Genomic DNA, 18,541 nt, shown 5'->3' with positions numbered 1-18,541 from the left:
GATCAGGCGAGCGTAGCGCAGGCTACCTCGGTCAGGGCTTGCTTGACGTCGAGGTCGTCAGTCAACGGCTCGATCATGGTGGCGAGCACGGCTTCTTCCGCCGGGACACCCGCCGCAATGAGGGACGCGCAGTAGACCAACAGGCGTGTGGACACACCTTCCTCCAAATCCTGCCCTTTGAGCGCGCGCAGGCGGCGGGCCAGCAGCAGAAGGGGACGCACCCGCTCCGCGGACAGGCCGCTTTCCGAGGCGACGACGGCGATCTCGTGGTCGAAGGGCAGAAAGGCGAATTCGATGGCCACGAAGCGTTGGCGCGTCGAGGGCTTCAGAGACTTGAGCAGGGTCTGGTAGCCCGGGTTGTAGGACACGACCAGCATGAAGGAGTCCGGCGCCTGCAGCTCCTCGCCCGTACGGTCGAGCGGCAGGATGCGGCGGTCGTCGGTGAGCGGGTGCAGCACCACGGTCACGTCCTTGCGCGCCTCCACGATCTCATCGAGATAGCAGATGCCGCCCTCGCGCACGGCGCGGGTGAGGGGGCCGTCCGCCCACACCGTGTCGCCGCCCTTGAGCAGGTAGCGGCCGGTAAGGTCGGCGGCGGTGAGATCGTCATGGCAGGAGACGGTATGAAGCGGCAGCCCGAGCTTTGATGCCATGTGGGCGACGAAGCGGGTCTTGCCGCAGCCGGTCGGACCCTTCAGGAGCAGCGGCAGGCGCTTGCTCCAGGCGAGCTCGAACAGGGAGCACTCATTTCCGGCCGGAACGTAGTAGGGCAGTTCGACCACAGGTTCGGGAACCGCTTGCAGGAGGGGTTTCATCGGTCAAATCCTTTGGGTGCAATGGGGAGGACGGGGCGGCCGTTCGGGGCCGCCCCGTCTATGCTCATTCGGCGGGCTGCAGGCCCTGCACCAGCCGCGGGGACTTCTCGCGTCCGGGGACGAACACCGCGTAGACGAACATCAGCGCCGAGATCAGCACGAACACGCCCGAGCCGAGGCGAATCCAGTAGAACAGGGCGAGCTGGTCCTGGACGTCCATGTACGACTGCCCGAGCACGCGTTGCAGGTGGACCTGGATGACGCCCGCGAAGGTGAGCGCGAAGGTCATCACCGACATGGCCGTGCACATGATCCAGAAGCTGACGATGCTGAGCATCTGGTTGTACGGAGCGCGACCGAGGATCTGCGGCATGGCGTAGGCCATGACGGCGAGGTTGAGCATCACATAGGCGCCGAAGAAGGCGAGGTGCCCGTGAGCAGCGGTCACCTGCGTGCCATGGGTGTAGTAGTTCACCGAGGACAGGGTGTGCAGGAAACCCCAGACACCAGCGCCAAAGAACGCCATCACCGAGCAGCCGATCGACCACAGCAGGGCCGCGCGGTTCGGGTGCTTGCGGCCGGCCTTCCAGGTCATCTGGAAGGTGAACACGACCATGGTGAAGAAGGGCGCGACTTCAAGGGTGGAGAACAGCGAGCCGATCCACTGCCAGTAGCCGGGCGCGCCGATCCAGTAGAAGTGGTGGCCCGTGCCGAGAATGCCGGAGAACAGGGCCATGCCAACGATGACATAAAGCCACTTCTCCACCACCTCGCGGTCGATGCCGTTGAGCTTGATCATCAGGAAGGCGAGCACGGAGGCCATGATCAGCTCCCACACGCCCTCGACCCAGAGATGCACGATGTACCACCAGTACATCTTGTCGACCGCAAGGTTGATCGGGTTGTAAAAGGCGAACAGGAAGAAGATCGCCACGCCCCACAACCCGAAGAGCAGGATATTGGTGACGACGGTCTTGCGCCCTTTAAGAGCCGTCATGGTGATGTTGAACAGGAACATCAGGCAGACGACGACAATGCCGACCTTGATGATGAAAGGCTGTTCGAGGAATTCGCGACCTTCGTGGATCTTGAACAGGTATCCCACCACCGCGACGCCGGCCGCGCCGAAAAACATCCAGAATTGGATCTTCGCGAGAAGCGGGCTGAAGAGCTCGGTCTCGGTTTCTTCCGGAACCAGGTAGTAGGTTGCTCCCATGAAGCCGATCAGCAGCCACACAATCAGCGCGTTGGTGTGGATCATCCTGACGACGTTGAACGGCAGCAGTTCGGAGAGCGTATTGGGCAGGACATAGATCGTGCCGGCGAGAACGCCGAACAGGACCTGGGCGATGAACAGGGCCAGGGCTCCATAGAAGTAGAGCAGGGCCACCTTTTGCGTTTGGTATTTCATGATATCGGTCCCCCTTAGCCGGCGTTGTTCGGCGGCCAGTTCTGGGTCTTGATGCGGCTGGTCCATTCCAAGAAATCAGCGAGGTCGTTGAGTTCCTGGTCGGTCAGGTTGAACTGCGGCATCTGCCGCCGTCCTTCGATGCCGGTCGGCTGTGCGGCCATCCAGGCCTTGAGCGTCTCGCGGGCGCCGGCCGGATCGTCCTTGCCGCCATAGCGAACCCAGACGTTGCCGAGCTCGGGGGCGAAGTAGGCTCCCTCGCCGAGGATGGAGTGGCAGTTAATGCAGGAGTGCTTCTCCCACACGTGCTTGCCGCGGGCGACGGAGGCATTCAGCGTCGACACATCGGTCGACGTGGTGTTCATGTAATAGTGACTGTGGGCGGTCAGGCCCACGAAGATGGCGAAGAAGAAGAACGAGCCCCCGTAGAACACGTTTCTCGCCGCCGATTTGGTGAGGACTTCAGCCATCACACGATCCTTTCTGTTGTGGCAGTGGAGAACAGGTGCGGCTCACGCCGCAGGCGCATGCCAATGGTGGCGGACTCCGCGAACGGATGGCCGAGTGATCGGTGCTGGACATGCCGATGGGCCTTGGGTTGCATCAGGCACCGGATGGTGCGCTCCCGTCCCTGATGACAGGAGCAGCAGCGCCGCTCTTTGCTCTGGAGCAAGCCCCGTAACGAAAGGTCGTTTATCCGCGCAGCAAGGACAGAGCGGTGGCGGCCCACGGGATGACAGTGACCAGCCCAAGCCAGCAGAGAAACAGGGTCTGCCAACCGGCCGGCACGCGACGGAGCTTGAGGAAGTCCATCAGCATCCAGCGCCCCTTGGCGAAGGCGGCAGTCAGGATCAGCGCGTTTGCCGCCAGTCCAGTCCAGCCGGAACCGCCTGCGCCGAGGCTGAGAAGGGTGAGCAGGACAAGGAGGCCCCAGGCGCGAGTGACCTGGCGCGCGGCGGTCTGTGTCATCGCGCTATCCAATCAGGTAAATAAGCGGGTACATGACGACCCAGACCAGATCGACCATGTGCCAGAAGGCGGTGCCGGTCTTCAGGTTCTCCAGGCTGTCCGAAAATGTGACGGCGACGAGGATGACGATGCCCAGCAGCACATGAAGGAGGTGGAAGCCGGTCAGCAGGAAGTAGAGCGTGAAGAAGGTGTCAGTCTCCAGGCCGATGCCTGCTTGGGCTTTCGTAATGTACTCGGTGATTTTAATGGCGATGAAGACGATGCCCAACGCCATGGCCCCTCCGAGAAGGAGCCGCGCCGCACCGCGGCGGCCGACGGACCGAGCCTCGACCGCCAGGGCAGCGAGCCAGCCGCTGGTGATCAGGACAAGGGTGTTGATGCCACCAAGAGTTGGGTCGAGTTGCGCCTGGCCCGCCGCGAAGAGATCATGGTGAACGGCTCCTGCGATGGCGAACGTCAGGAAGAGCAGCCCGAAGGTCACGACTTCGGTCAGGATGAGCACCCACATCATCGGGTGTCCGGGCAGGTCCGAGAGGGCGCCCCAGGAGCGATCTTCTTGCGCAAGGTTCATTGCTTGTCCACGATAACAAGTTGGCCGATGACGCCTCCTACCGCTCGCTGTCGCATTCTTCGTTGCGATGGCACAAACAACTCTCCCGCATTCTCGGCCATAGAGAGGCCACACGAATTCAGGAGATCCGTCACATGAGCGATGCCCAGGTTGGTTTGGTGATGGCGACGCCGCTGATCGTCATCTTCGCCGTCATGCTGTACCGGATGGGGGTGCTGCGCCCGACCGGGACGATCACGGCGGTGACCATGTCGGTCGTGATCGCGGCCGTCCTGTTCCTCACGCAGTAAAGTCCCCGCGGCGGCCAGCCGGGACCCGCTCCCGCCGTCTGGCAGGGCTATCCCATGGCCGCAAGGCCGGCGAGGGGATCCGCGCCGAACAGAAGCGCATGACCCTGCAGCACGAACCAGATATAGACAGCGGCAGCGATCAGCGCTGGCAGGATTAGAGAGCGCAGCGCGTGCCACCGGGCTCGCCCCGAGAGGACCGCCGCGAAGGGGAGGATGGAGGTTCCGGCCGCCAGCTCCCGCCAGCGCTCCGGACCAAGGCGCTTGCGTGCCTTGACGTCGAGCAGGACGAACCCGAGCAGGGAGAACAGAACCATCGCACTGAACAGCAGGAGCGCGACCACGGTACCATTCGGTGGGATGTGGGCCACCGCCCAGATCAGGAAGGCCCATAGGACTGGGTGCCGCGTGACGGCCGTGACCGGCCCAGGCTCCGCGCCGCTGCGAAGGGAAATTGAGAGGGGATTGGCTGCCATTAGGCCAGCGACGAACAGGAACGCCGCGACCGGCATGGCGATGAACGGGACGTGCCACTGCCACGGGGCCGGATCCCAGAGCCACACGGTGTCAGCGCGCTGGGCGGCCACGATCAGCCAGCCCAGAAGGACGAGAGACAGGATCGAGTACGCGATCAGATAGGTTGATCGCCCCATCGCGTCGATCAACCGCGCGCGCAAACCTGGGCTCGCCGGAATGACGTGGGCCGCCACGAAAACCGCCAATGCGCCATAGAACTCAATCATCGTGAATGCCGTCCGATGGATGCGCGGGCAACGGAGGGGAGGTTGTGCAGGTGCCAACTGGCGACAACGGCACCTTGCAAAGATGGGGGCGGAGCCGCCGCGGCCCCGCCTATGTCAGTCGCCGGGCTCCCTCAGGCGGCGCGGCTGATGCGGACCCGCCAGAGCTCGGGACCCTCCTCCTGGTAATCCCAGCCGAACTCGCCCGGCCGCTCGACATTGAACTGGTAGAACAGAGGCCGGGGATTGTGGTCGTTGACCAGCAGGAAGGCCTCGCCGGGGGCAAGCTGATCGAAGGTGTTGAAGATCAGGGGATGGCGCATCCGCGGCATGATCTGGCGGACGTCGATGACGGTTTCAGTGACGTTGCAGCTGCACATCAGGCTATGGTCCTTGGTGCGCGGCCGAGAAGCTCCTGGCCGCGGGCGGTGATGAAGTCGGGAGTCCAGACAGGATCCCAGACCAGACGAACGTCAATGCGGGGAGCGTCCTGAAACCGATGCGCCAGACGCTCGCGCGCCTCCTCCATGATCATTTCGCCCAAGGGACAGGCGCGGGTGGTGAGGGTGAGCGCGACCTCGACGGCCTCGGGCGTCCGGCGAGTCTGATAGACCAAGCCAAGATCCACGACGCTAAGGCCGATCTCCGGATCCAGAACATCCGTCAGACAATCCAGGACATCAGGATCCAGGGCGTGCTGCCGCTTGGAATTGTCGCTCATCGGCTCTCCTCTTCCGCTCGCATCGACGGCAGGACCTTGGCCGATTGAAGCCCCGTCATCTTTGCCCTGCAGCAAACAAAACAACGATTGTTGGGCCTCATCATTCGTCTCCTTGTCGTCGCGCAAAGAACGGCGAAGGGAACTCGGTAAGTTGAGGCATCTCAATTGCATCCTCACTTTGGAGGCCGTCATGCCTGTTGAAGTCACCCAGCTCGTCGACGATGTCATGCGACAGTGCCCTGCCACGATCCGGGTCTTTCTGAATCACAAGATGCGTTGCGTCGGCTGCCCGATTGCCTGCTTCCACACGGTTGACGATGCGTGCCGGGAGCATGGGGTCGACCGTGCGAAGTTCCTGGCGGATCTGCGCGCGGTTGCCACCAAGGAGTCGGCTTCCGCGTCAACGGTGGAGCCTGAGCTTGTCACGGCCCGCTGGCCTGCGGTTCCGTGACGGGGCGCCGCATTCCGTCACGGGGTGAGGTGTTTCCCGAACCGTCAGCTCTCCGCCAGCAGGAAGAGCTTGTGGGGATCGCGGACCGTGATGCGCTGGCGTCCGCCCGTGACGAGACCCTGCTCCTCCCAACTGCTCAGGATGCGGCTCACCGTGTGGAGCGTTGTTCCCGTCATCTCGGCGATGTCTTGCCGTGAGATCGGGAAATCGATCTGAACACCTTGCTCGACCTGCCGGCCCGCTTGACGGGCAAGACGCAGCAGCGCATGCGCGACGCGTTTTTCGACCTGCTCCGTCGAAATCTCGACGACACGTGTGTGCGCGTCCTGCAGCCGGCCCCCCATCGTCTGCAGCGTGTTGACCGCAAGCGACGGGTGCTTTGCGACGAGGCGTGGCCAGACAACCGCCGGCCAGACCAGCGCGATGCTGTCCACGATGGCCAGGGCCGTTGCGGGATAGGTTGCGCAGCCCATGGCCATGGCGATCCCGAAGATCTCACCGGGCGTCACAAACCGGACCACAACCTGCTGCCCGTCGGAGGTCACCTTGATGACGCGCAGATGCCCATGAAGAAGAATGAAGAAGGACTGCGCCTCCTCATCCTGCTGGAACACGGCCGTCCCTTTCGGATAGCGGATGGGCTGTGCCTCCCGCAGGATCTCATCGAGATCGCTCGCCGGGAAGCCTGCGAACATGGGCAGACCGGCCACCAGGGATTTATCCAAGCTCGGCATCAGAAAATTCCAGTTCTGCCCTAAGGGATGGAATGAGGGCGCATACGATTCATACAAGAACAGACAGCCAGACGTCATCCTCCAGACCGTAGCTTGTTGCCTCACCCGATGAAGGTTGTGTGCCAATGTTTGCGCCAAAAGGGGTGTAGACACTTCCACAGGTCGGGCCACAATTGCCCGTCTGCGAGCACAACAACAAAGCCCGACCTGTGGCCCATGGCGGAGCACGCCTGCCCTCGATCCGGGCTGGCAGAGGGCCGAGTTGATCTCAGTCTGTCTTTGAGGATGGCGGTTACCGAAGAGGGCGTGGAGACCCGCCGGCAGTTGAATCGCCTGCAGTTGAATCGCCTGCAGGCGCGAGGCCGTGACGAGGCCCAGAGCTATTTCTTCAGCAGGCCCGTTCCGGCCGGGGAGATCGACGTCTGCCTGGCACGTCTGGAAGCGGTTCGGATGTGGTGGTCCGAGCCGGTCTCCCGCCGGACTAGGTTGAGCTCGCCTCAGCGGGATATCACCCAAGCCCGCCCCACGGCTCGGCCAGAGCGTCGATGTTCAGGTTGAGCAGGTCGATGGCGCGGCGCGCCGTATGTTCAATGATGTCCATGACCGACTGGGGCCTGCGGTAGTAGGCGGGAACCGGGGGCGCGATGATGGCTCCAATCTCGGTTGCCGCAGCCATCATGCGGATGTGGCCAAGGTGCAGCGGGGTCTCGCGCGTCAGCAGGACAAGCTGGCGGCGTTCCTTCAGGTGAACGTCCGCCGCACGTGCAAGAAGGTTGTCTGCCGAACTGCTCGCAATCGCCGACAGGGTCCGCATTGAGCAGGGCGCCACGATCATGCCCGCTGTTCGGAATGAGCCGCTCGCAATGGTCGCGCCGACGTCATCGATGGAATGGCGAAAGGAGACGAGCGCCTCGACCCGACGGAGCGCATCAGGGCCGACTTCATGGCCTATCGTGCGTTCTCCACTGTGGGAGACGACCAGATGGGTCTCGCAGCCTGCCGCTGCGAGGAGCTCGACGATCCGGATCCCGAGTATGGCGCCCGATGCGCCGCTGATGCCGATCACGACCCGGGGCATTGTTCTCATGCGACGCTCCTCAAGGGGGCTCGATCAAGCCCGAGTTTGCTCCAGATCGTGTCGAGCCGGGCCTCAACGGTGGGATCCATCTGGAGAACCACCCCCCATTCGCGGTCAGTCTCGGATCCGATCTTGTTTGTGGCATCAATGCCGAGCTTGCCGCCCAGACCAGCGCGAGGCGACGCAAAGTCCAAATAATCGATGGGCGTGTCGCTGATCGTGACGAGATCGCGGGAAGGGTCCGAGCGGGTCGCGACGGCCCACATCACATCGTCCCAGGAGCGCACGTCGATGTCCTCGTTCACCAGGATGAGGAGCTTCGTATAGGTGAACTGCGGAAGAAGCGACCACAGACCCAGCATCACACGGCGGGCTTGCCCCGCGTAGCGCTTTGCGATGGACACAACCGCAATCCGGTACGAGCAGGCCTCCGGCGGCAGCCAGACATCCCGAACCTCCGGAAACTGGCGCTTCAGAAGCGGAACGAACAGCTCGTTGAGCGCCTCGCCGATGCGCGACGGCTCGTCCGGCGCGCGCCCAGTGAAGGTCGAAAGATAGATCGGGTTCGGGCGCATGGTGATCGCCGTCACGTGCATGACCGGAAAGGGCTCGACGGCGTTGTAGTAGCCGGTGTGATCGCCGAAGGGGCCTTCGGGTGCGGTTTCGTCGGCGGACACGAATCCTTCGATGACGATCTCCGCCTCCGCAGGCACGACGAGGGGCACGCTTGCGCACGGCATAAGCTTGGGGCGCTGACCCCTCAGGAGGCCCGAGAAGCGCAGCTCGGACAGGGTCTCCGGGAGAGGCAGGACAGCCGAGAGGATGGTGGACGGGTCTGCGCCGATCACGACCGCCACTGGCATTGGCTTGCCAAGGGCTTTCCAGCAGTGATGATGGCGGGCTCCGCCGCGGTGCGCGAGCCAGCGCATGATGGCCCGGTCACGCCCGAGCACCTGCATGCGGTAGACGCCGACATTGTAGTCGTCCACGCTTGTGCTATCCGGCGGGCACGTGACCACCAGCGGCCACGTGATGAGCGGCGCCGGCTCGCCTGGCCAGCAGATCTGGACGGGAAGCCGTCCCAGATCGACGGCATCTCCCAACAGCACGGTCCGCCCTCCGGCGCCGGTCGCCTTAGGGCGCATGGAAAGGGCCGCCCGTGCCAGGGGGAGCTTGCTCCAGGCATCTGTCAGGCTCTGCGGCGGACGGGGCTCGCGCAGTTCGGCCAGCGCTTCGCCAAGCTCCCGCAGGCCATTGGGTTGCACGCCGAGGCCCCAAGCGACACGCTCGACGGTTCCAAACAGGTTCACCAGGATTGGCATGTCCGCTACCTGTCCATCCGGCTGCAACGGCTGCTCAAACAGAAGGGCCGGACCACCTTCCTGAAGCACCCGCCGGTGGATCTCGGTGATCTCGTGCGCCACCGAGACAGGTTCCCGAATCCGCACGAGCTGGCCTCTTGCCTCAAGGAAGGCGACGAAGTCCCAAAGGTCGGAGAAGAAGGGCAGGTCACGGCGCGGCATGGATATCCTCAATGCGGGAGCCACGTCATTCAAGCAGGGGAGTGCGCCTGTCTTTGTTCCAGCGCAAACACAAGCTTGGCAGCTCGTGGTAGGGCGGCTTCAAGGATGCTTCCATGACGCCATCGCACACCTCTACGGCGGCCTTCCCGGCCTTTGTTTCCGCTGCCCTGCGGCCTCTTCCCTTAGGGCCACTCCAGCTGTTCCTATCGGCTGTGCTGCGCCGGATCGTGCGCCACCACCCGCGCATCTTTGACCGCCTCGGTGCGCATGCAGGAAAACGCTACGGCCTCGCCCCATCCGATCTGCCGTTCGCCTTCGTACTGCACACGGCGCCGCACGCCCCGCGGATCGTTGTCGTGCGCTCCCTGCCGGAGCGACTCGATGCCAGGATCGCCGGCCCGCTTCGTGCCCTGATCGGCATGGCCGACGGCTCCTTTGACGGCGACGCGCTGTTCTTCTCCCGGACCATCGCGGTTGAGGGAAACATCGAGGCCGTGCTGGCGCTCCGGAATGCCGTCGACGATGCCGGCGTCGACGTCCTGAGGGAGGGAGCGGCCGTGCTCGGCCCACTGGGCCAATTCGGCGAAGCCCTGATGCGGCATCAGCGAAACCGGAGCACCGCCGACCGTCCTGGCAGCACGGCTTCGGGATCAGGTGAGGCTTCGTCATGGAACTGATTTGCCCGGCCGGCACGCCGTCCTCGTTGCGCACAGCCGTCGATGCTGGAGCGGATGCCGTCTATTGCGGCTTCCGCAACGAGACCAATGCCCGAAACTTTCCTGGGCTAAACTTCAGCCCGGAGGAACTCGCGGAAGGGGTGACCTATGCGCATCGGCGCGGCGCGAAGGTGCTAGTGGCGATCAATACGTTTCCCCGCGCTGGAGCCATCGGCCTCTGGCATCAGGCTGTCGATGATGCCGTCAAAGCCGGCGCCGCTGCGCTCATCCTCTGTGACATTGGATTGATGGCTTACACGGCGGAGCACTATCCTGGCACACGCCTGCATGTCTCTGTCCAAGCGGCGGCGGCCAACGTCGACGCGATCCGCTTCTATGTGGAGCGGTTCAATGCCAAGCGGGTTGTGCTGCCGCGCGTGCTGAGCGTGCCGGAGATTGCTGCGATCACGCGCGGCACGGCCTGCGAGGTCGAGGTCTTCGTATTCGGAGGCTTGTGCGCGATGGCGGAGGGACGCTGCTCCCTCTCATCCTACGCGACCGGCCTGTCGCCGAACATGAACGGCGTCTGCTCGCCGGCCAGCCATGTCGCCTATGAGGAGCAGCACGGCACGATCACGTCCCGTCTCGGCGGCTTCACCATCAACAAGTTCGGGAGTGGCGAGCCGGCGGCGTACCCTACCCTGTGCAAGGGACGCTTCAGGACAGATTTGTCGACTGGCTACATCTTTGAGGACCCGGTCAGCCTCGATGCCGCGACGCTCCTGCCGGGCCTGCGGGACGCGGGCGTGACGGCGCTGAAGATCGAGGGGCGGCAGCGCAGCCGCGCCTACATTGAGAACGTGGTGCGCTCCTTCCGTGAGGCCTTGTCTGCGCTGGACGAGGGGCGCCCCATCCCGGCCGGCATGCTCCGGCCGCTAAGCGAAGGGCAGAGCAACACGTTGGGCGCCTATCGCAAGACCTGGCGATGACCCGGCAAGGAGAACGACATGAAGCTGACACTCGGGCCGGTCCTGTACAACTGGGAGCCTTCCGTCTGGCGCGACTTCTATTTCCGCATTGCCGACGAGGCTCCGGTCGACGTCGTCTGTGTCGGTGAGGTTGTGTGCTCGAAGCGGCTTCCGTTCTTCCAAGACTTGGTGCCGGAGGTGGTGGAGCGCCTCGCAGCGGCGGGCAAGGAGGTGCTGCTGAGCTCGCAGGCCCTGATCACCCTGGAACGGGAACGCCGTCAAACGGCCTCCCTCGCGCGCGAGGCGGATCTCCTCGTCGAGGCCAATGACGTCACTGCCCTTGCCCATCTCGTCGGCCGTCCGCACGCGGTCGGGCCCTACGTCAACGTCTACAACGAATCGACGCTGGCTTGGCTGGCGCGCAACGGCGCGTCGCGCGTCTGCCTGCCTCCCGAACTGCCCGCAAGCTCCATAGTAGCCCTGGCGAAGGCGTGCTCCGATGTTGAGCTGGAAGTCTGGTCATTCGGACGCGTGCCGCTCGCAATCTCCGCCCGCTGCTATCACGCCCGCCTTCACAAGCTCACGAAGGACAATTGCCAGTTCGTCTGCGGCAAGGATCCTGACGGGCTGCCGACCGACACCCTGGACGGGCAGGCTTTCCTGTCCGTGAACGGCGTTCAGACGCTCTCCTCGACCTACGCCAATCTAATCGGGAGTCTTCCGGATCTGGCGGCGATGGGCGTCGCTGCCTGTCGCCTCTCGCCGCAGACATGCGACATGATCGCTGTTGCCAGCGCGTTCCGCGGCGTCGCCAATGGAATGCTCGATCCTGCGGAGGGCCAACATGCTCTCGACCTGATCTGCGCAGAAGCATCCTTCTCCAATGGGTTCTTCAGTGGCACGGCCGGTGCGCACCACAAGGCAGCCGCTGCTGTTTGATGGCCTCCTCTTCCAAACGCTACGGGGCGTGATCAACATGCGGAAGGTATGGAAACCTGAACGGATCCATCAACCCTCCGGGTGAACCCACCGTCCCCTGAGCCCGAGTCCTGAGAAGCCTCCATTTGGGGCAGTTGCTGACAAGAACCTCCAGCGAGGGATCTGTGGGACGCGAGAGCGAAAAAGAAGGACCGGAAGTGTGGGGCGGCCAAACGTCTCGAGCCGCCTTTGTGCTTGCATGCATGTCAGCCATCAGGGCCATGGCAGCAGGTGCCGGTGATCCAAGCTGGCATCTTCGAGAGTTGTTGGTGATCTTCGTTCCGATCCTTCTGATCGGCTTCTTGTCTGTGGCGCTTCCGCGCTGGACCAAGCGCACCATTGCACCTCGTGGAAGCCTTGAAGTCCTGCTCGCCTGCCACGCAGCAGCCTTCATCTTTGGGTTTTTCGCCCCGGAAGCCAGTCTTCTGCTCCACGCCATTGGCGCCTGCTCGGCAGTGGCAATCGTTATGCATCACTCAAGAGGTTCGAGAGCCGCCAGCACCACGTACATCACCGCCTTGATCGGCATCCACGCTGTTGCCGGATTCGTGCTGGCATGCGTACCGGGCTGGAATCCTGCGTTCACCAGAATCTGCCTTTCTGCCGTTGTACTGCTCTGCCTGGAGGTGGGGGGCAGGATTGCGGCAGCCCTCATGGGTGCAGCCTTCCAACGCGGGGGATTGGAGCCTCCAAAGTCGACCGTTGCAGGCCTCTTGCTGAGCCACCGACTTTCTGCCATCGCTGCGGTCACGCTGTGGTCGGTGGGCTTGCCATCCTCGATTCCGGCGTGCATCGCAGGGTTACTAGGGATTATCCGCCTGATGCTGCTCCGACCCTGGAAGGTCCATCCGGTGGCAGGGGTAATCGCAGTTCTTGCGGGAGTTGCCTGTCTGAATGCCGGGTTCCTGGGCCTGGCTGTATCCCTGGTGACGGGTTACCCATTGCCTGATGCTGCGGTCATCCACGTATGGTCTGTTGGCGGTCTCGGAATGACGGCAGTAGCCGTTATGACCAGCGTCACACGCAAACGTGCCAAGATACCGTTCCGGCCAGCACTGCTGGCCAGCCTTGCTTATGCTTGGATTGCAGCAGCAGTGGTCTTGCGGCTTTTTGCCATCACGCTGGACGGGAGCAGCCAAGAGATCCTGCTTGCTGCGCGGCTTGGCTGGATTTGTGCGTTTTCATGCTGCGCGATCTTTGTCGAGGTCGGCTCACGCAGGGGCCAGTGGAGGAACGCGAGAGAGCGGTTCCAGACTCCGTAGAGATCGGCTGCACGGATGGAGTCGAAAACCAGTTGATGTCGTTGTCTCTGGCCTTGTCACACCACACGCCCATTGTCACACGATTGCTGGGCAACCGGTTCCCCGCGCCGCCTTCGTTTCCACCGTTCGACGCTGATCCAGAGGGTGCCGGGATTTCAGCTGCTCTGCTGAAACTAATGCCGCCGAGTTTGTTCCAGAGCAAAGTCGTGGCGCCAGCCTGTGGCACCATCGTCGAACAGCATGGAGGCTCTCATGGGTTTGATGACCACGATCACACGCTGGCGGTCCGACCGAAAGGCCGGCCACGAACTGACCTCTCTTGATGCGGATGAGCTTGGGGCGCTGGCCCGGGACGTCGGGCTTTCCCCGGACCTATTGACCCGTCTGACCGCGCGCGGCGCCGGTGGTGGCGGGGAATTGCCGCGGCTCCTGCGCGCCGGCGGCATCGTCCCCGAGAGGATCGGGCGCACGCATCCCGACGTCATGCGCGACATGAGCATCGTCTGTGCCGGCTGCTTGGTTGCCCGGCGCTGCCGGCGCGATCTCGACCGCGGGTGGGCGCCCGTGGTGCAGCGCTACTGCCCCAACACCGAGACCATTAAGGCCCTACAGGCGGAACGGTGCCACGTCGTCTCCTGATGCAGCCGCTTTAGATCCTGTGCGCAAGCTTCATCATTGTCTCGGGTATGGGAGCATCACGCTGGCCGTGCTCGGCCTGGTCCTGCCGCTCCTGCCCACGACGCCGTTCCTGCTGCTCGCCGTCTGGTGCTTTGCCCGCTCCGATCCGGAGCGGGCCGAGCGGCTCTACCGCCACCCGAGGTTCGGATCCCTGCTCCTGAACTGGCGCGACGAGGGAGCCATCCCGCTTCCCGCGAAGGCGGCGGCCGTCGGCGCGCTTGGCCTCTCCTACGCAACGATCCTGTGGTCCACGGACAGCAGGCCCCTGCACCTGATCCTGGCTCTCATTATGGGCGGTGTCGCGCTCTACCGGTCACGCGCCCACGGCCCAGCCGGGCATGACGGGGTGCGGCCCGGGCCCATCGGCTGCGGTTGAATGTCATAGCCTCTCCGCCTCCCCAAAGCCTTCGAGGGCAAAGTGCTTGCGCTCGGTCAAATTCAGGTCGCCGCGCCGGTGCTACAGAAGGGCGCGACTGCAAGCCTGGAGACCTAACGCATGACCCGCAAGCAAAGGCGCCTGACCCTGATCGGGACTGGATTGGCCACGATTGCCGCCGCGCTCGGCCTCGTGTCTTTTGCAATGCGCGACACCATCGTGTTCTTCCACACGCCGACGGAGGTTCAGGCCAAGGGCGTTGCGCCCGGCGTCCGCTTCCGCCTCGGCGGCCTGGTGCAGGAGGCCTCAGTCCAACGGGGCAGGGATCAGGTCATCGCCTTCAGGATCGAGGATGCCAACGGAGCGGTGGGCGTGCAGTATCGGGGCCTCCTGCCCGACCTGTTCCGCGAGGGGCAGGGTGTCGTCGCCGAGGGCATGCTCGATCCGGCCGGGACCTTCAAGGCCGACACCGTGCTCGCCAAGCATGACGAGAACTACATGCCGCGCGAGGTGGCGGACGCCTTGAAGAGCCAGGGCCATTGGCAGGGAGAGGATCCGGGCGGGACCGGATCGCCCTAGCGCGCTATTTCCCTGTGAACCCGCCATCCTCGGACACCTGATGAAACATCTGCCCATGCGATTCCGTCGTCCCCGCCGCGCAACCTTGGCTTTCCTGGTGATCACGGTCGCCCTCGACCTGTTGGCGTTCGGCATCATCATCCCGGTCCTGCCGCGCCTGGTGCAGGACTTCCTTGGCGGCGAGGCCGTCAGCGCTGCGCAGGTCTACGGACTGTTCGGCCTAACCTGGGCCGTAATGCAGTTCTTCGGCGCACCGGTCCTGGGGGCGCTCTCCGACGCCGTCGGTCGTCGCCCCGTCATCCTGCTGTCCAACCTGGCGCTCGGCTTGGATTACCTGCTCATGGCCGTCGCTCCCGGCGTGGGCTGGCTTCTGGCGGGGCGCGCCGTCGGCGGCCTGGCCTCGTCGAGCTTCACCGCCGCCTTCGCCTATGTGGCCGACATCACCGACGCGGACCGCCGCGCCGCCGGATTCGGCGTGATCGGCGCGGCCTTCGCCTTCGGCTTCATCGCCGGGCCGGCCCTTGGCGGCATGCTCGGCGCCGTAGACCTGCGGCTTCCGTTCTGGATCGCGGCGGGGCTGTGTCTGGCTAACGCGCTGTACGGCGTCTTCGTCCTGCCGGAGTCGCTGCCACAGAAGCGGCGCACGCCGTTCACCTGGAGCAAGGCGAATCCCGTGGCCGCCCTGCGGCTGCTGCGCTCGAACACAGAGGTGTTCCGGGTTTCCGCAGTGCTGTTCCTCTCCAACCTGGCGCACGAGGTCTTCCCGGCGGTGTTCGTGCTCTACGCCGGCCACCGCTACGGCTGGGACCAGGTCACCATCGGCCTCGCGCTGGCGACCGTCGGCGTCGCCTCGGCCGCGGTGCAGGGCGGGCTCGTACGCCGGATTGTGCCGCGGCTGGGCGAGCGGCCGACCATGGTGGCCGGCCTCGCCTGCGGCGCCGCCGGCTCCCTGCTCTTCGGCCTTGCCCCGAGCGGGGGCTGGATCTGGCTGGCCATCCCCGTGACGGCGCTGTGGGGCCTGTTCGGCCCCGCGGCCCAAAGCCAGATGACCCAGCGGATCGCGGCCTCGGAGCAGGGGCGGCTGCAGGGCGCCCTCAACAGCCTGCGCGGGGTGAGCGGCCTTGTCGGTCCGGTTCTGTTCACCACGAGCTTCGCCATGGGGGCGTCCCACCCCGGTCCGTCGTTCGCCTGGGGCGCCCCGTTCTTCGTGGCCGCGATCCTTCTCCTGCTGGCTCTCGCCGCCGTTGCGCCGGTCATCCTTGGCCGAGGGCTTCCAGAACTGAAGGCCGCTCCGCGGGTGGCTGGCCATTTCGGCGAGTGACCACCGCTCGCCCGGCACCACACGTAAACGCACGCTTGTTTGTCGTGGAGCAAAGCAGCGCGCCACCGGCGGTGCGACAAGCGTGCATTGTTCGCTTCGGAGCCTGCCGATGATCGCTTCGTTCCACCGTTCCCTTCTGCGCGCTCTCGGTCAGGGACTCGCCTCCCTGACGCTGCTGGCCGGGATGGCCCTGATGGCCCTTGCTGCGGGCCTGGCGCTCCTCGGGGCCATGATCGGGCTTTCGATTGCTATCGGCCTCATGGCGGTGCGGCAGCGCATTCGGGGCGGGTCCGAACCTCCCATCGCGGGTACCTTGCACGGGGCGTGACGCCGCCAGGACAAGCACCCGCTTCAGCGGGCAACCAGCACCCGCACCCTTCCTGCCATCAGATACATTCCATGAGCAACAGCCCACAGCCTGACTGGGATCCGCGGTCCCCGTCCGTGCTTGATGACCAGATCGCCGCCTACGACCGCATGCGCAGCCGCTGTCCGGTCGCCCACAGCGACTATCTGCACTGGTCCCTGTTCCGGCACGCCGACGTGCTTCGGGTGCTGGAGGACCACGATACCTTCAGCAACACCGGCTCCCGTCACCCCTCTGTGCCCAACGGCATGGACCCGCCTGAGCACACGGAGTACCGGGCACTTATCGAGCCGTATTTCGCGCCGGAGCGGGTGCGGGCATTCGAGCCGGTCTGCCGAGGCGTCGCCATCGACCTGGTGGACCGCCTCCCGGCCGGCGGCGAGGTCGAGCTGATGGGCGGATTCGCCCGGGACTTCGCTCTGCGGATCCAATGCGCCTTCATGGGCTGGCCGGCGGAGCTGCAGGAGCCGCTGCGGCAATGGACCCGCCGCAACCATGAGGCGACGCTCTCCGGCGACCGGGCCGCCACCGCCGCTGTGGCGTTGGGGTTCGATGGCTTTGTCCGGGCTCTGCTGGACGAGCATCGCAGGGCCGGAGATGCAGCGCCCGACGACGTCACCACCCGCCTGCTTGCTGAGCGGATTGGGGATCGGCCGCTGACCGCCGAGGAGATCGTCAGCATCGTGCGTAACTGGACCGTGGGCGAGCTGGGAACCATCGCGGCCAGCGTCGGGATCCTGGCGCACTACCTGGCCACCCATCCCGACCTGCAGAGGCGCCTACGAGAGGACTTGTCGCTGCTGCCTGCCGCGATTGCCGAGATCCTGCGCATCCATGCCCCGCTGATCGCCAACCGCCGGATCACCACCCGGGCGGTGGAGATTGGCGGCCGCCGGCTGGAGGCCGGCGCGCGCCTCAGCCTGATCTGGGCCTCGGCCAACCGCGACGAGGCCGTCTTCGGCGATCCGGACGAGTTCCGGCTCGACCGGGATCCCGCGCAGAACCTGCTCTACGGCGCCGGCATCCATGTCTGCCCGGGAGCGGCCCTAGCCCGGCTGGAGCTGCGCGTCGTCATGGAGGAGCTCCTGGCCCGCACGGGCCAGATCGCGCTCGTGCCGGACAGGCCGCCGGTACGGGCGACGTACCCGGCGAGCGGTTTCACCGCGTTGCCTTTGCGGGTTGTGCGATGCTCCTGACCGAACGACCCGGGTCCGAAGTGGCGCGTTGGTCCAGCGATGAACTAACAGATGCCGGAGATTGGGACGAGCGCATGCGTGATGGTATGGAGCCCATAGGTCTCCTTGCGGGGCTTGCGCCGGAGGTTGCGGCCGACCTGCTGCGGCACGCGCAGCGGCGGACGGTGCGCACCGACGAGGTGCTCTTCACGGCAGGGCAGCCCGCCCGCACAGTGCACGTGCTCGCCTCCGGCGCGGCCAAGTTGATGCAGACCACACCCAAGGGGGCTCGGGTCATCGTCAAGTATGTCAGACCCGGCGAGGTCTTCGGCAGCCCCGCCTTGCTGGACAAGTTCTATCCCGTGGATGCCGTGGTGGTCATGGACGGTGTGGAGCTGCAGTGGCCCTCAGAGCTGCTCAGGACCTTCATCGACCGGCAGCCGCGCGTGGCGATCAACGTCATCCAGGACTTGGAGACACGCCTGCGCGAGATGGAGGGCCGGCTGCGGGATCTCTCGAACGACCCGGTCGAGCACCGTTTGGCGCGCGCGATCCTCAAGCTCGTCGACACCTTCGGCCTTCAGAGCGACGATGGCGTCGAGATCCCGTTCCCGGTTGGCCGCCAGGACTTAGCGGACCTCATCGGCAGCACCCTGCCCACTGTGAGCCGGACGCTGCGCGCCTGGGAGACGCAGCGGCAGATCCGGCGCTCCCGGCGCCGGTTGGTCATCGCCGATGTCGAGGCCGTGGCCCGGGTCCTGTACCAAGAGACATCGCCGGAGCCCAAGCCCCGGCGAAGCCACCGGCGGGCCGCGCGGCGCTAGTGCGCATCCAAGGCAGGACAGGGCGGAACCCCGAAAGGTTCAGCACGGCTGCAAGGCGAT

Annotated in this window: 24 protein-coding genes; 13 read left to right on the top strand and 11 right to left on the bottom strand. The window is 64.9% G+C overall.

Going from position 1 to position 18,541, the window contains the following annotated elements:
* Nucleotides 1-2: 2 nt before the first annotated feature.
* From JKL45_RS11435 to JKL45_RS11415, 5 genes are all read right to left on the bottom strand, one after another.
* Nucleotides 3-815 (bottom strand): CbbQ/NirQ/NorQ/GpvN family protein, encoded by an 813-nt coding sequence (locus JKL45_RS11435; protein WP_201861260.1) that lies wholly within the window; start codon nucleotides 813-815, stop codon nucleotides 3-5.
* 64 nt (nucleotides 816-879) lie between these two features.
* The gene (locus tag JKL45_RS11430) at nucleotides 880-2,226 is read right to left on the bottom strand and encodes a cbb3-type cytochrome c oxidase subunit I (protein ID WP_201861259.1); all 1,347 of its coding nucleotides are present in this window, start codon (nucleotides 2,224-2,226) and stop codon (nucleotides 880-882) included.
* A 14-nt stretch (nucleotides 2,227-2,240) separates the two neighbouring features.
* Nucleotides 2,241-2,693 (bottom strand): c-type cytochrome, encoded by a 453-nt coding sequence (locus tag JKL45_RS11425; protein ID WP_201861258.1) that lies wholly within the window; start codon nucleotides 2,691-2,693, stop codon nucleotides 2,241-2,243.
* Nucleotides 2,694-2,916: 223 nt separating this feature from the next.
* The gene (locus JKL45_RS11420) at nucleotides 2,917-3,192 is read right to left on the bottom strand and encodes a cytochrome C oxidase subunit IV family protein (protein ID WP_201861257.1); all 276 of its coding nucleotides are present in this window, start codon (nucleotides 3,190-3,192) and stop codon (nucleotides 2,917-2,919) included.
* Nucleotides 3,193-3,196: 4 nt separating this feature from the next.
* The gene (locus tag JKL45_RS11415; RefSeq protein ID WP_201861256.1) at nucleotides 3,197-3,763 is read right to left on the bottom strand and encodes a cytochrome c oxidase subunit 3 family protein; all 567 of its coding nucleotides are present in this window, start codon (nucleotides 3,761-3,763) and stop codon (nucleotides 3,197-3,199) included.
* Between the two features lie 20 nt (nucleotides 3,764-3,783).
* Between JKL45_RS11415 and JKL45_RS11410 the strand changes: the two genes are divergently transcribed.
* Nucleotides 3,784-4,053 carry a hypothetical protein gene (locus JKL45_RS11410; protein ID WP_201861320.1) on the top strand — a complete coding sequence of 90 codons (270 nt, stop codon included), beginning with the start codon at nucleotides 3,784-3,786 and terminating at the stop codon, nucleotides 4,051-4,053.
* A 47-nt stretch (nucleotides 4,054-4,100) separates the two neighbouring features.
* On the opposite strand, the gene JKL45_RS11405 is transcribed toward JKL45_RS11410, so the two are convergent.
* From JKL45_RS11405 to JKL45_RS11395, 3 genes are all read right to left on the bottom strand, one after another.
* Nucleotides 4,101-4,793, bottom strand: a complete 693-nt coding sequence (locus JKL45_RS11405) for an NnrU family protein (RefSeq protein ID WP_201861255.1) — start codon at nucleotides 4,791-4,793, stop codon at nucleotides 4,101-4,103.
* 131 nt (nucleotides 4,794-4,924) lie between these two features.
* Nucleotides 4,925-5,170 (bottom strand): DUF2249 domain-containing protein, encoded by a 246-nt coding sequence (locus JKL45_RS11400; RefSeq protein WP_201861254.1) that lies wholly within the window; start codon nucleotides 5,168-5,170, stop codon nucleotides 4,925-4,927.
* Nucleotides 5,170-5,511, bottom strand: a complete 342-nt coding sequence (locus JKL45_RS11395) for a metal-sulfur cluster assembly factor (protein WP_201861253.1) — start codon at nucleotides 5,509-5,511, stop codon at nucleotides 5,170-5,172. Before JKL45_RS11395 ends, JKL45_RS11400 begins: the two co-directional genes overlap by 1 nt.
* Nucleotides 5,512-5,701: 190 nt before the next feature.
* Between JKL45_RS11395 and JKL45_RS11390 the strand changes: the two genes are divergently transcribed.
* Nucleotides 5,702-5,962, top strand: coding sequence for a DUF1858 domain-containing protein (locus JKL45_RS11390; RefSeq protein WP_201861252.1), 261 nt, complete (start codon nucleotides 5,702-5,704; stop codon nucleotides 5,960-5,962).
* Between the two features lie 44 nt (nucleotides 5,963-6,006).
* Here JKL45_RS11390 and JKL45_RS11385 read toward each other — a convergent pair whose 3' ends face one another.
* From JKL45_RS11385 to JKL45_RS11375, 3 genes are all read right to left on the bottom strand, one after another.
* Nucleotides 6,007-6,696 (bottom strand): Crp/Fnr family transcriptional regulator, encoded by a 690-nt coding sequence (locus JKL45_RS11385; protein ID WP_201861251.1) that lies wholly within the window; start codon nucleotides 6,694-6,696, stop codon nucleotides 6,007-6,009.
* Nucleotides 6,697-7,204: 508 nt separating this feature from the next.
* The gene (locus tag JKL45_RS11380) at nucleotides 7,205-7,783 is read right to left on the bottom strand and encodes a UbiX family flavin prenyltransferase (RefSeq protein ID WP_201861250.1); all 579 of its coding nucleotides are present in this window, start codon (nucleotides 7,781-7,783) and stop codon (nucleotides 7,205-7,207) included.
* Nucleotides 7,780-9,297, bottom strand: coding sequence for a UbiD family decarboxylase (locus JKL45_RS11375; RefSeq protein ID WP_201861249.1), 1,518 nt, complete (start codon nucleotides 9,295-9,297; stop codon nucleotides 7,780-7,782). The genes JKL45_RS11380 and JKL45_RS11375 overlap by 4 nt, the downstream gene beginning before the upstream one ends.
* A gap of 113 nt (nucleotides 9,298-9,410) precedes the next feature.
* On the opposite strand from JKL45_RS11375, the gene ubiT reads away from it, so the two are divergent.
* The 11 genes from ubiT to JKL45_RS11320 all read left to right on the top strand — a co-directional run bounded on the left by ubiT (nucleotide 9,411) and on the right by JKL45_RS11320 (nucleotide 18,481).
* On the top strand, nucleotides 9,411-9,974 hold the full coding sequence (gene ubiT / locus JKL45_RS11370) for a ubiquinone anaerobic biosynthesis accessory factor UbiT (protein ID WP_201861248.1): 564 nt from the start codon (nucleotides 9,411-9,413) through the stop codon (nucleotides 9,972-9,974).
* Nucleotides 9,965-10,942, top strand: a complete 978-nt coding sequence (ubiU, locus tag JKL45_RS11365; RefSeq protein WP_201861247.1) for a ubiquinone anaerobic biosynthesis protein UbiU — start codon at nucleotides 9,965-9,967, stop codon at nucleotides 10,940-10,942. Before ubiT ends, ubiU begins: the two co-directional genes overlap by 10 nt.
* 18 nt (nucleotides 10,943-10,960) lie before the next feature.
* Nucleotides 10,961-11,860, top strand: coding sequence for a ubiquinone anaerobic biosynthesis protein UbiV (ubiV, locus tag JKL45_RS11360; RefSeq protein WP_201861246.1), 900 nt, complete (start codon nucleotides 10,961-10,963; stop codon nucleotides 11,858-11,860).
* Nucleotides 11,861-12,024: 164 nt separating this feature from the next.
* Nucleotides 12,025-13,161 (top strand): NnrS family protein, encoded by a 1,137-nt coding sequence (locus JKL45_RS11355; protein WP_201861245.1) that lies wholly within the window; start codon nucleotides 12,025-12,027, stop codon nucleotides 13,159-13,161.
* Nucleotides 13,162-13,380: 219 nt separating this feature from the next.
* Nucleotides 13,381-13,800, top strand: a complete 420-nt coding sequence (locus JKL45_RS11350) for a hypothetical protein (RefSeq protein ID WP_201861244.1) — start codon at nucleotides 13,381-13,383, stop codon at nucleotides 13,798-13,800.
* A gap of 19 nt (nucleotides 13,801-13,819) precedes the next feature.
* On the top strand, nucleotides 13,820-14,215 hold the full coding sequence (locus JKL45_RS11345; RefSeq protein ID WP_201861243.1) for a YbaN family protein: 396 nt from the start codon (nucleotides 13,820-13,822) through the stop codon (nucleotides 14,213-14,215).
* A gap of 120 nt (nucleotides 14,216-14,335) precedes the next feature.
* Entirely contained in the window at nucleotides 14,336-14,794 is a 459-nt protein-coding gene (ccmE, locus tag JKL45_RS11340; protein WP_201861242.1) for a cytochrome c maturation protein CcmE, read from the top strand.
* Nucleotides 14,795-14,834: 40 nt separating this feature from the next.
* Nucleotides 14,835-16,115, top strand: coding sequence for a TCR/Tet family MFS transporter (locus JKL45_RS11335; RefSeq protein WP_201861241.1), 1,281 nt, complete (start codon nucleotides 14,835-14,837; stop codon nucleotides 16,113-16,115).
* A gap of 109 nt (nucleotides 16,116-16,224) precedes the next feature.
* The gene (locus JKL45_RS11330; RefSeq protein ID WP_201861240.1) at nucleotides 16,225-16,443 is read left to right on the top strand and encodes a hypothetical protein; all 219 of its coding nucleotides are present in this window, start codon (nucleotides 16,225-16,227) and stop codon (nucleotides 16,441-16,443) included.
* 62 nt (nucleotides 16,444-16,505) lie between these two features.
* Nucleotides 16,506-17,678 carry a cytochrome P450 gene (locus JKL45_RS11325; protein WP_376771027.1) on the top strand — a complete coding sequence of 391 codons (1,173 nt, stop codon included), beginning with the start codon at nucleotides 16,506-16,508 and terminating at the stop codon, nucleotides 17,676-17,678.
* A gap of 74 nt (nucleotides 17,679-17,752) precedes the next feature.
* Nucleotides 17,753-18,481, top strand: coding sequence for a Crp/Fnr family transcriptional regulator (locus tag JKL45_RS11320; RefSeq protein WP_201861238.1), 729 nt, complete (start codon nucleotides 17,753-17,755; stop codon nucleotides 18,479-18,481).
* Nucleotides 18,482-18,541: the final 60 nt, after the last annotated feature.

Source organism: Microvirga soli, assembly GCF_016734765.1.
In the GTDB taxonomy this organism is placed as follows: domain Bacteria; phylum Pseudomonadota; class Alphaproteobacteria; order Rhizobiales; family Beijerinckiaceae; genus Microvirga; species Microvirga soli.
The sequence above is the reverse complement of the archived record's forward strand: the minus strand, read 5'-3'. Positions and strand labels throughout refer to the sequence as shown.

Bases quoted from the DNA above. Each gene is read 5' to 3' on its own strand.
- ubiT (WP_201861248.1), top strand. From the start codon at position 9,411: ATGACGCCATCGCACACCTCTACGGCGGCCTTCCCGGCCTTTGTTTCC.
- JKL45_RS11435 (WP_201861260.1), bottom strand. From the start codon at position 815: ATGAAACCCCTCCTGCAAGCGGTTCCCGAACCTGTGGTCGAACTGCCC.
- ccmE (WP_201861242.1), top strand. From the start codon at position 14,336: ATGACCCGCAAGCAAAGGCGCCTGACCCTGATCGGGACTGGATTGGCC.
- JKL45_RS11420 (WP_201861257.1), bottom strand. From the start codon at position 3,192: ATGACACAGACCGCCGCGCGCCAGGTCACTCGCGCCTGGGGCCTCCTT.
- ubiV (WP_201861246.1), top strand. From the start codon at position 10,961: ATGAAGCTGACACTCGGGCCGGTCCTGTACAACTGGGAGCCTTCCGTC.
- JKL45_RS11395 (WP_201861253.1), bottom strand. From the start codon at position 5,511: ATGAGCGACAATTCCAAGCGGCAGCACGCCCTGGATCCTGATGTCCTG.
- JKL45_RS11385 (WP_201861251.1), bottom strand. From the start codon at position 6,696: ATGCCGAGCTTGGATAAATCCCTGGTGGCCGGTCTGCCCATGTTCGCA.
- JKL45_RS11330 (WP_201861240.1), top strand. From the start codon at position 16,225: ATGATCGCTTCGTTCCACCGTTCCCTTCTGCGCGCTCTCGGTCAGGGA.
- JKL45_RS11380 (WP_201861250.1), bottom strand. From the start codon at position 7,783: ATGAGAACAATGCCCCGGGTCGTGATCGGCATCAGCGGCGCATCGGGC.
- JKL45_RS11375 (WP_201861249.1), bottom strand. From the start codon at position 9,297: ATGCCGCGCCGTGACCTGCCCTTCTTCTCCGACCTTTGGGACTTCGTC.
- JKL45_RS11335 (WP_201861241.1), top strand. From the start codon at position 14,835: ATGAAACATCTGCCCATGCGATTCCGTCGTCCCCGCCGCGCAACCTTG.
- JKL45_RS11425 (WP_201861258.1), bottom strand. From the start codon at position 2,693: ATGGCTGAAGTCCTCACCAAATCGGCGGCGAGAAACGTGTTCTACGGG.
- JKL45_RS11390 (WP_201861252.1), top strand. From the start codon at position 5,702: ATGCCTGTTGAAGTCACCCAGCTCGTCGACGATGTCATGCGACAGTGC.
- JKL45_RS11405 (WP_201861255.1), bottom strand. From the start codon at position 4,793: ATGATTGAGTTCTATGGCGCATTGGCGGTTTTCGTGGCGGCCCACGTC.
- JKL45_RS11400 (WP_201861254.1), bottom strand. From the start codon at position 5,170: ATGTGCAGCTGCAACGTCACTGAAACCGTCATCGACGTCCGCCAGATC.
- JKL45_RS11415 (WP_201861256.1), bottom strand. From the start codon at position 3,763: ATGAACCTTGCGCAAGAAGATCGCTCCTGGGGCGCCCTCTCGGACCTG.
- ubiU (WP_201861247.1), top strand. From the start codon at position 9,965: ATGGAACTGATTTGCCCGGCCGGCACGCCGTCCTCGTTGCGCACAGCC.
- JKL45_RS11320 (WP_201861238.1), top strand. From the start codon at position 17,753: ATGCGTGATGGTATGGAGCCCATAGGTCTCCTTGCGGGGCTTGCGCCG.
- JKL45_RS11430 (WP_201861259.1), bottom strand. From the start codon at position 2,226: ATGAAATACCAAACGCAAAAGGTGGCCCTGCTCTACTTCTATGGAGCC.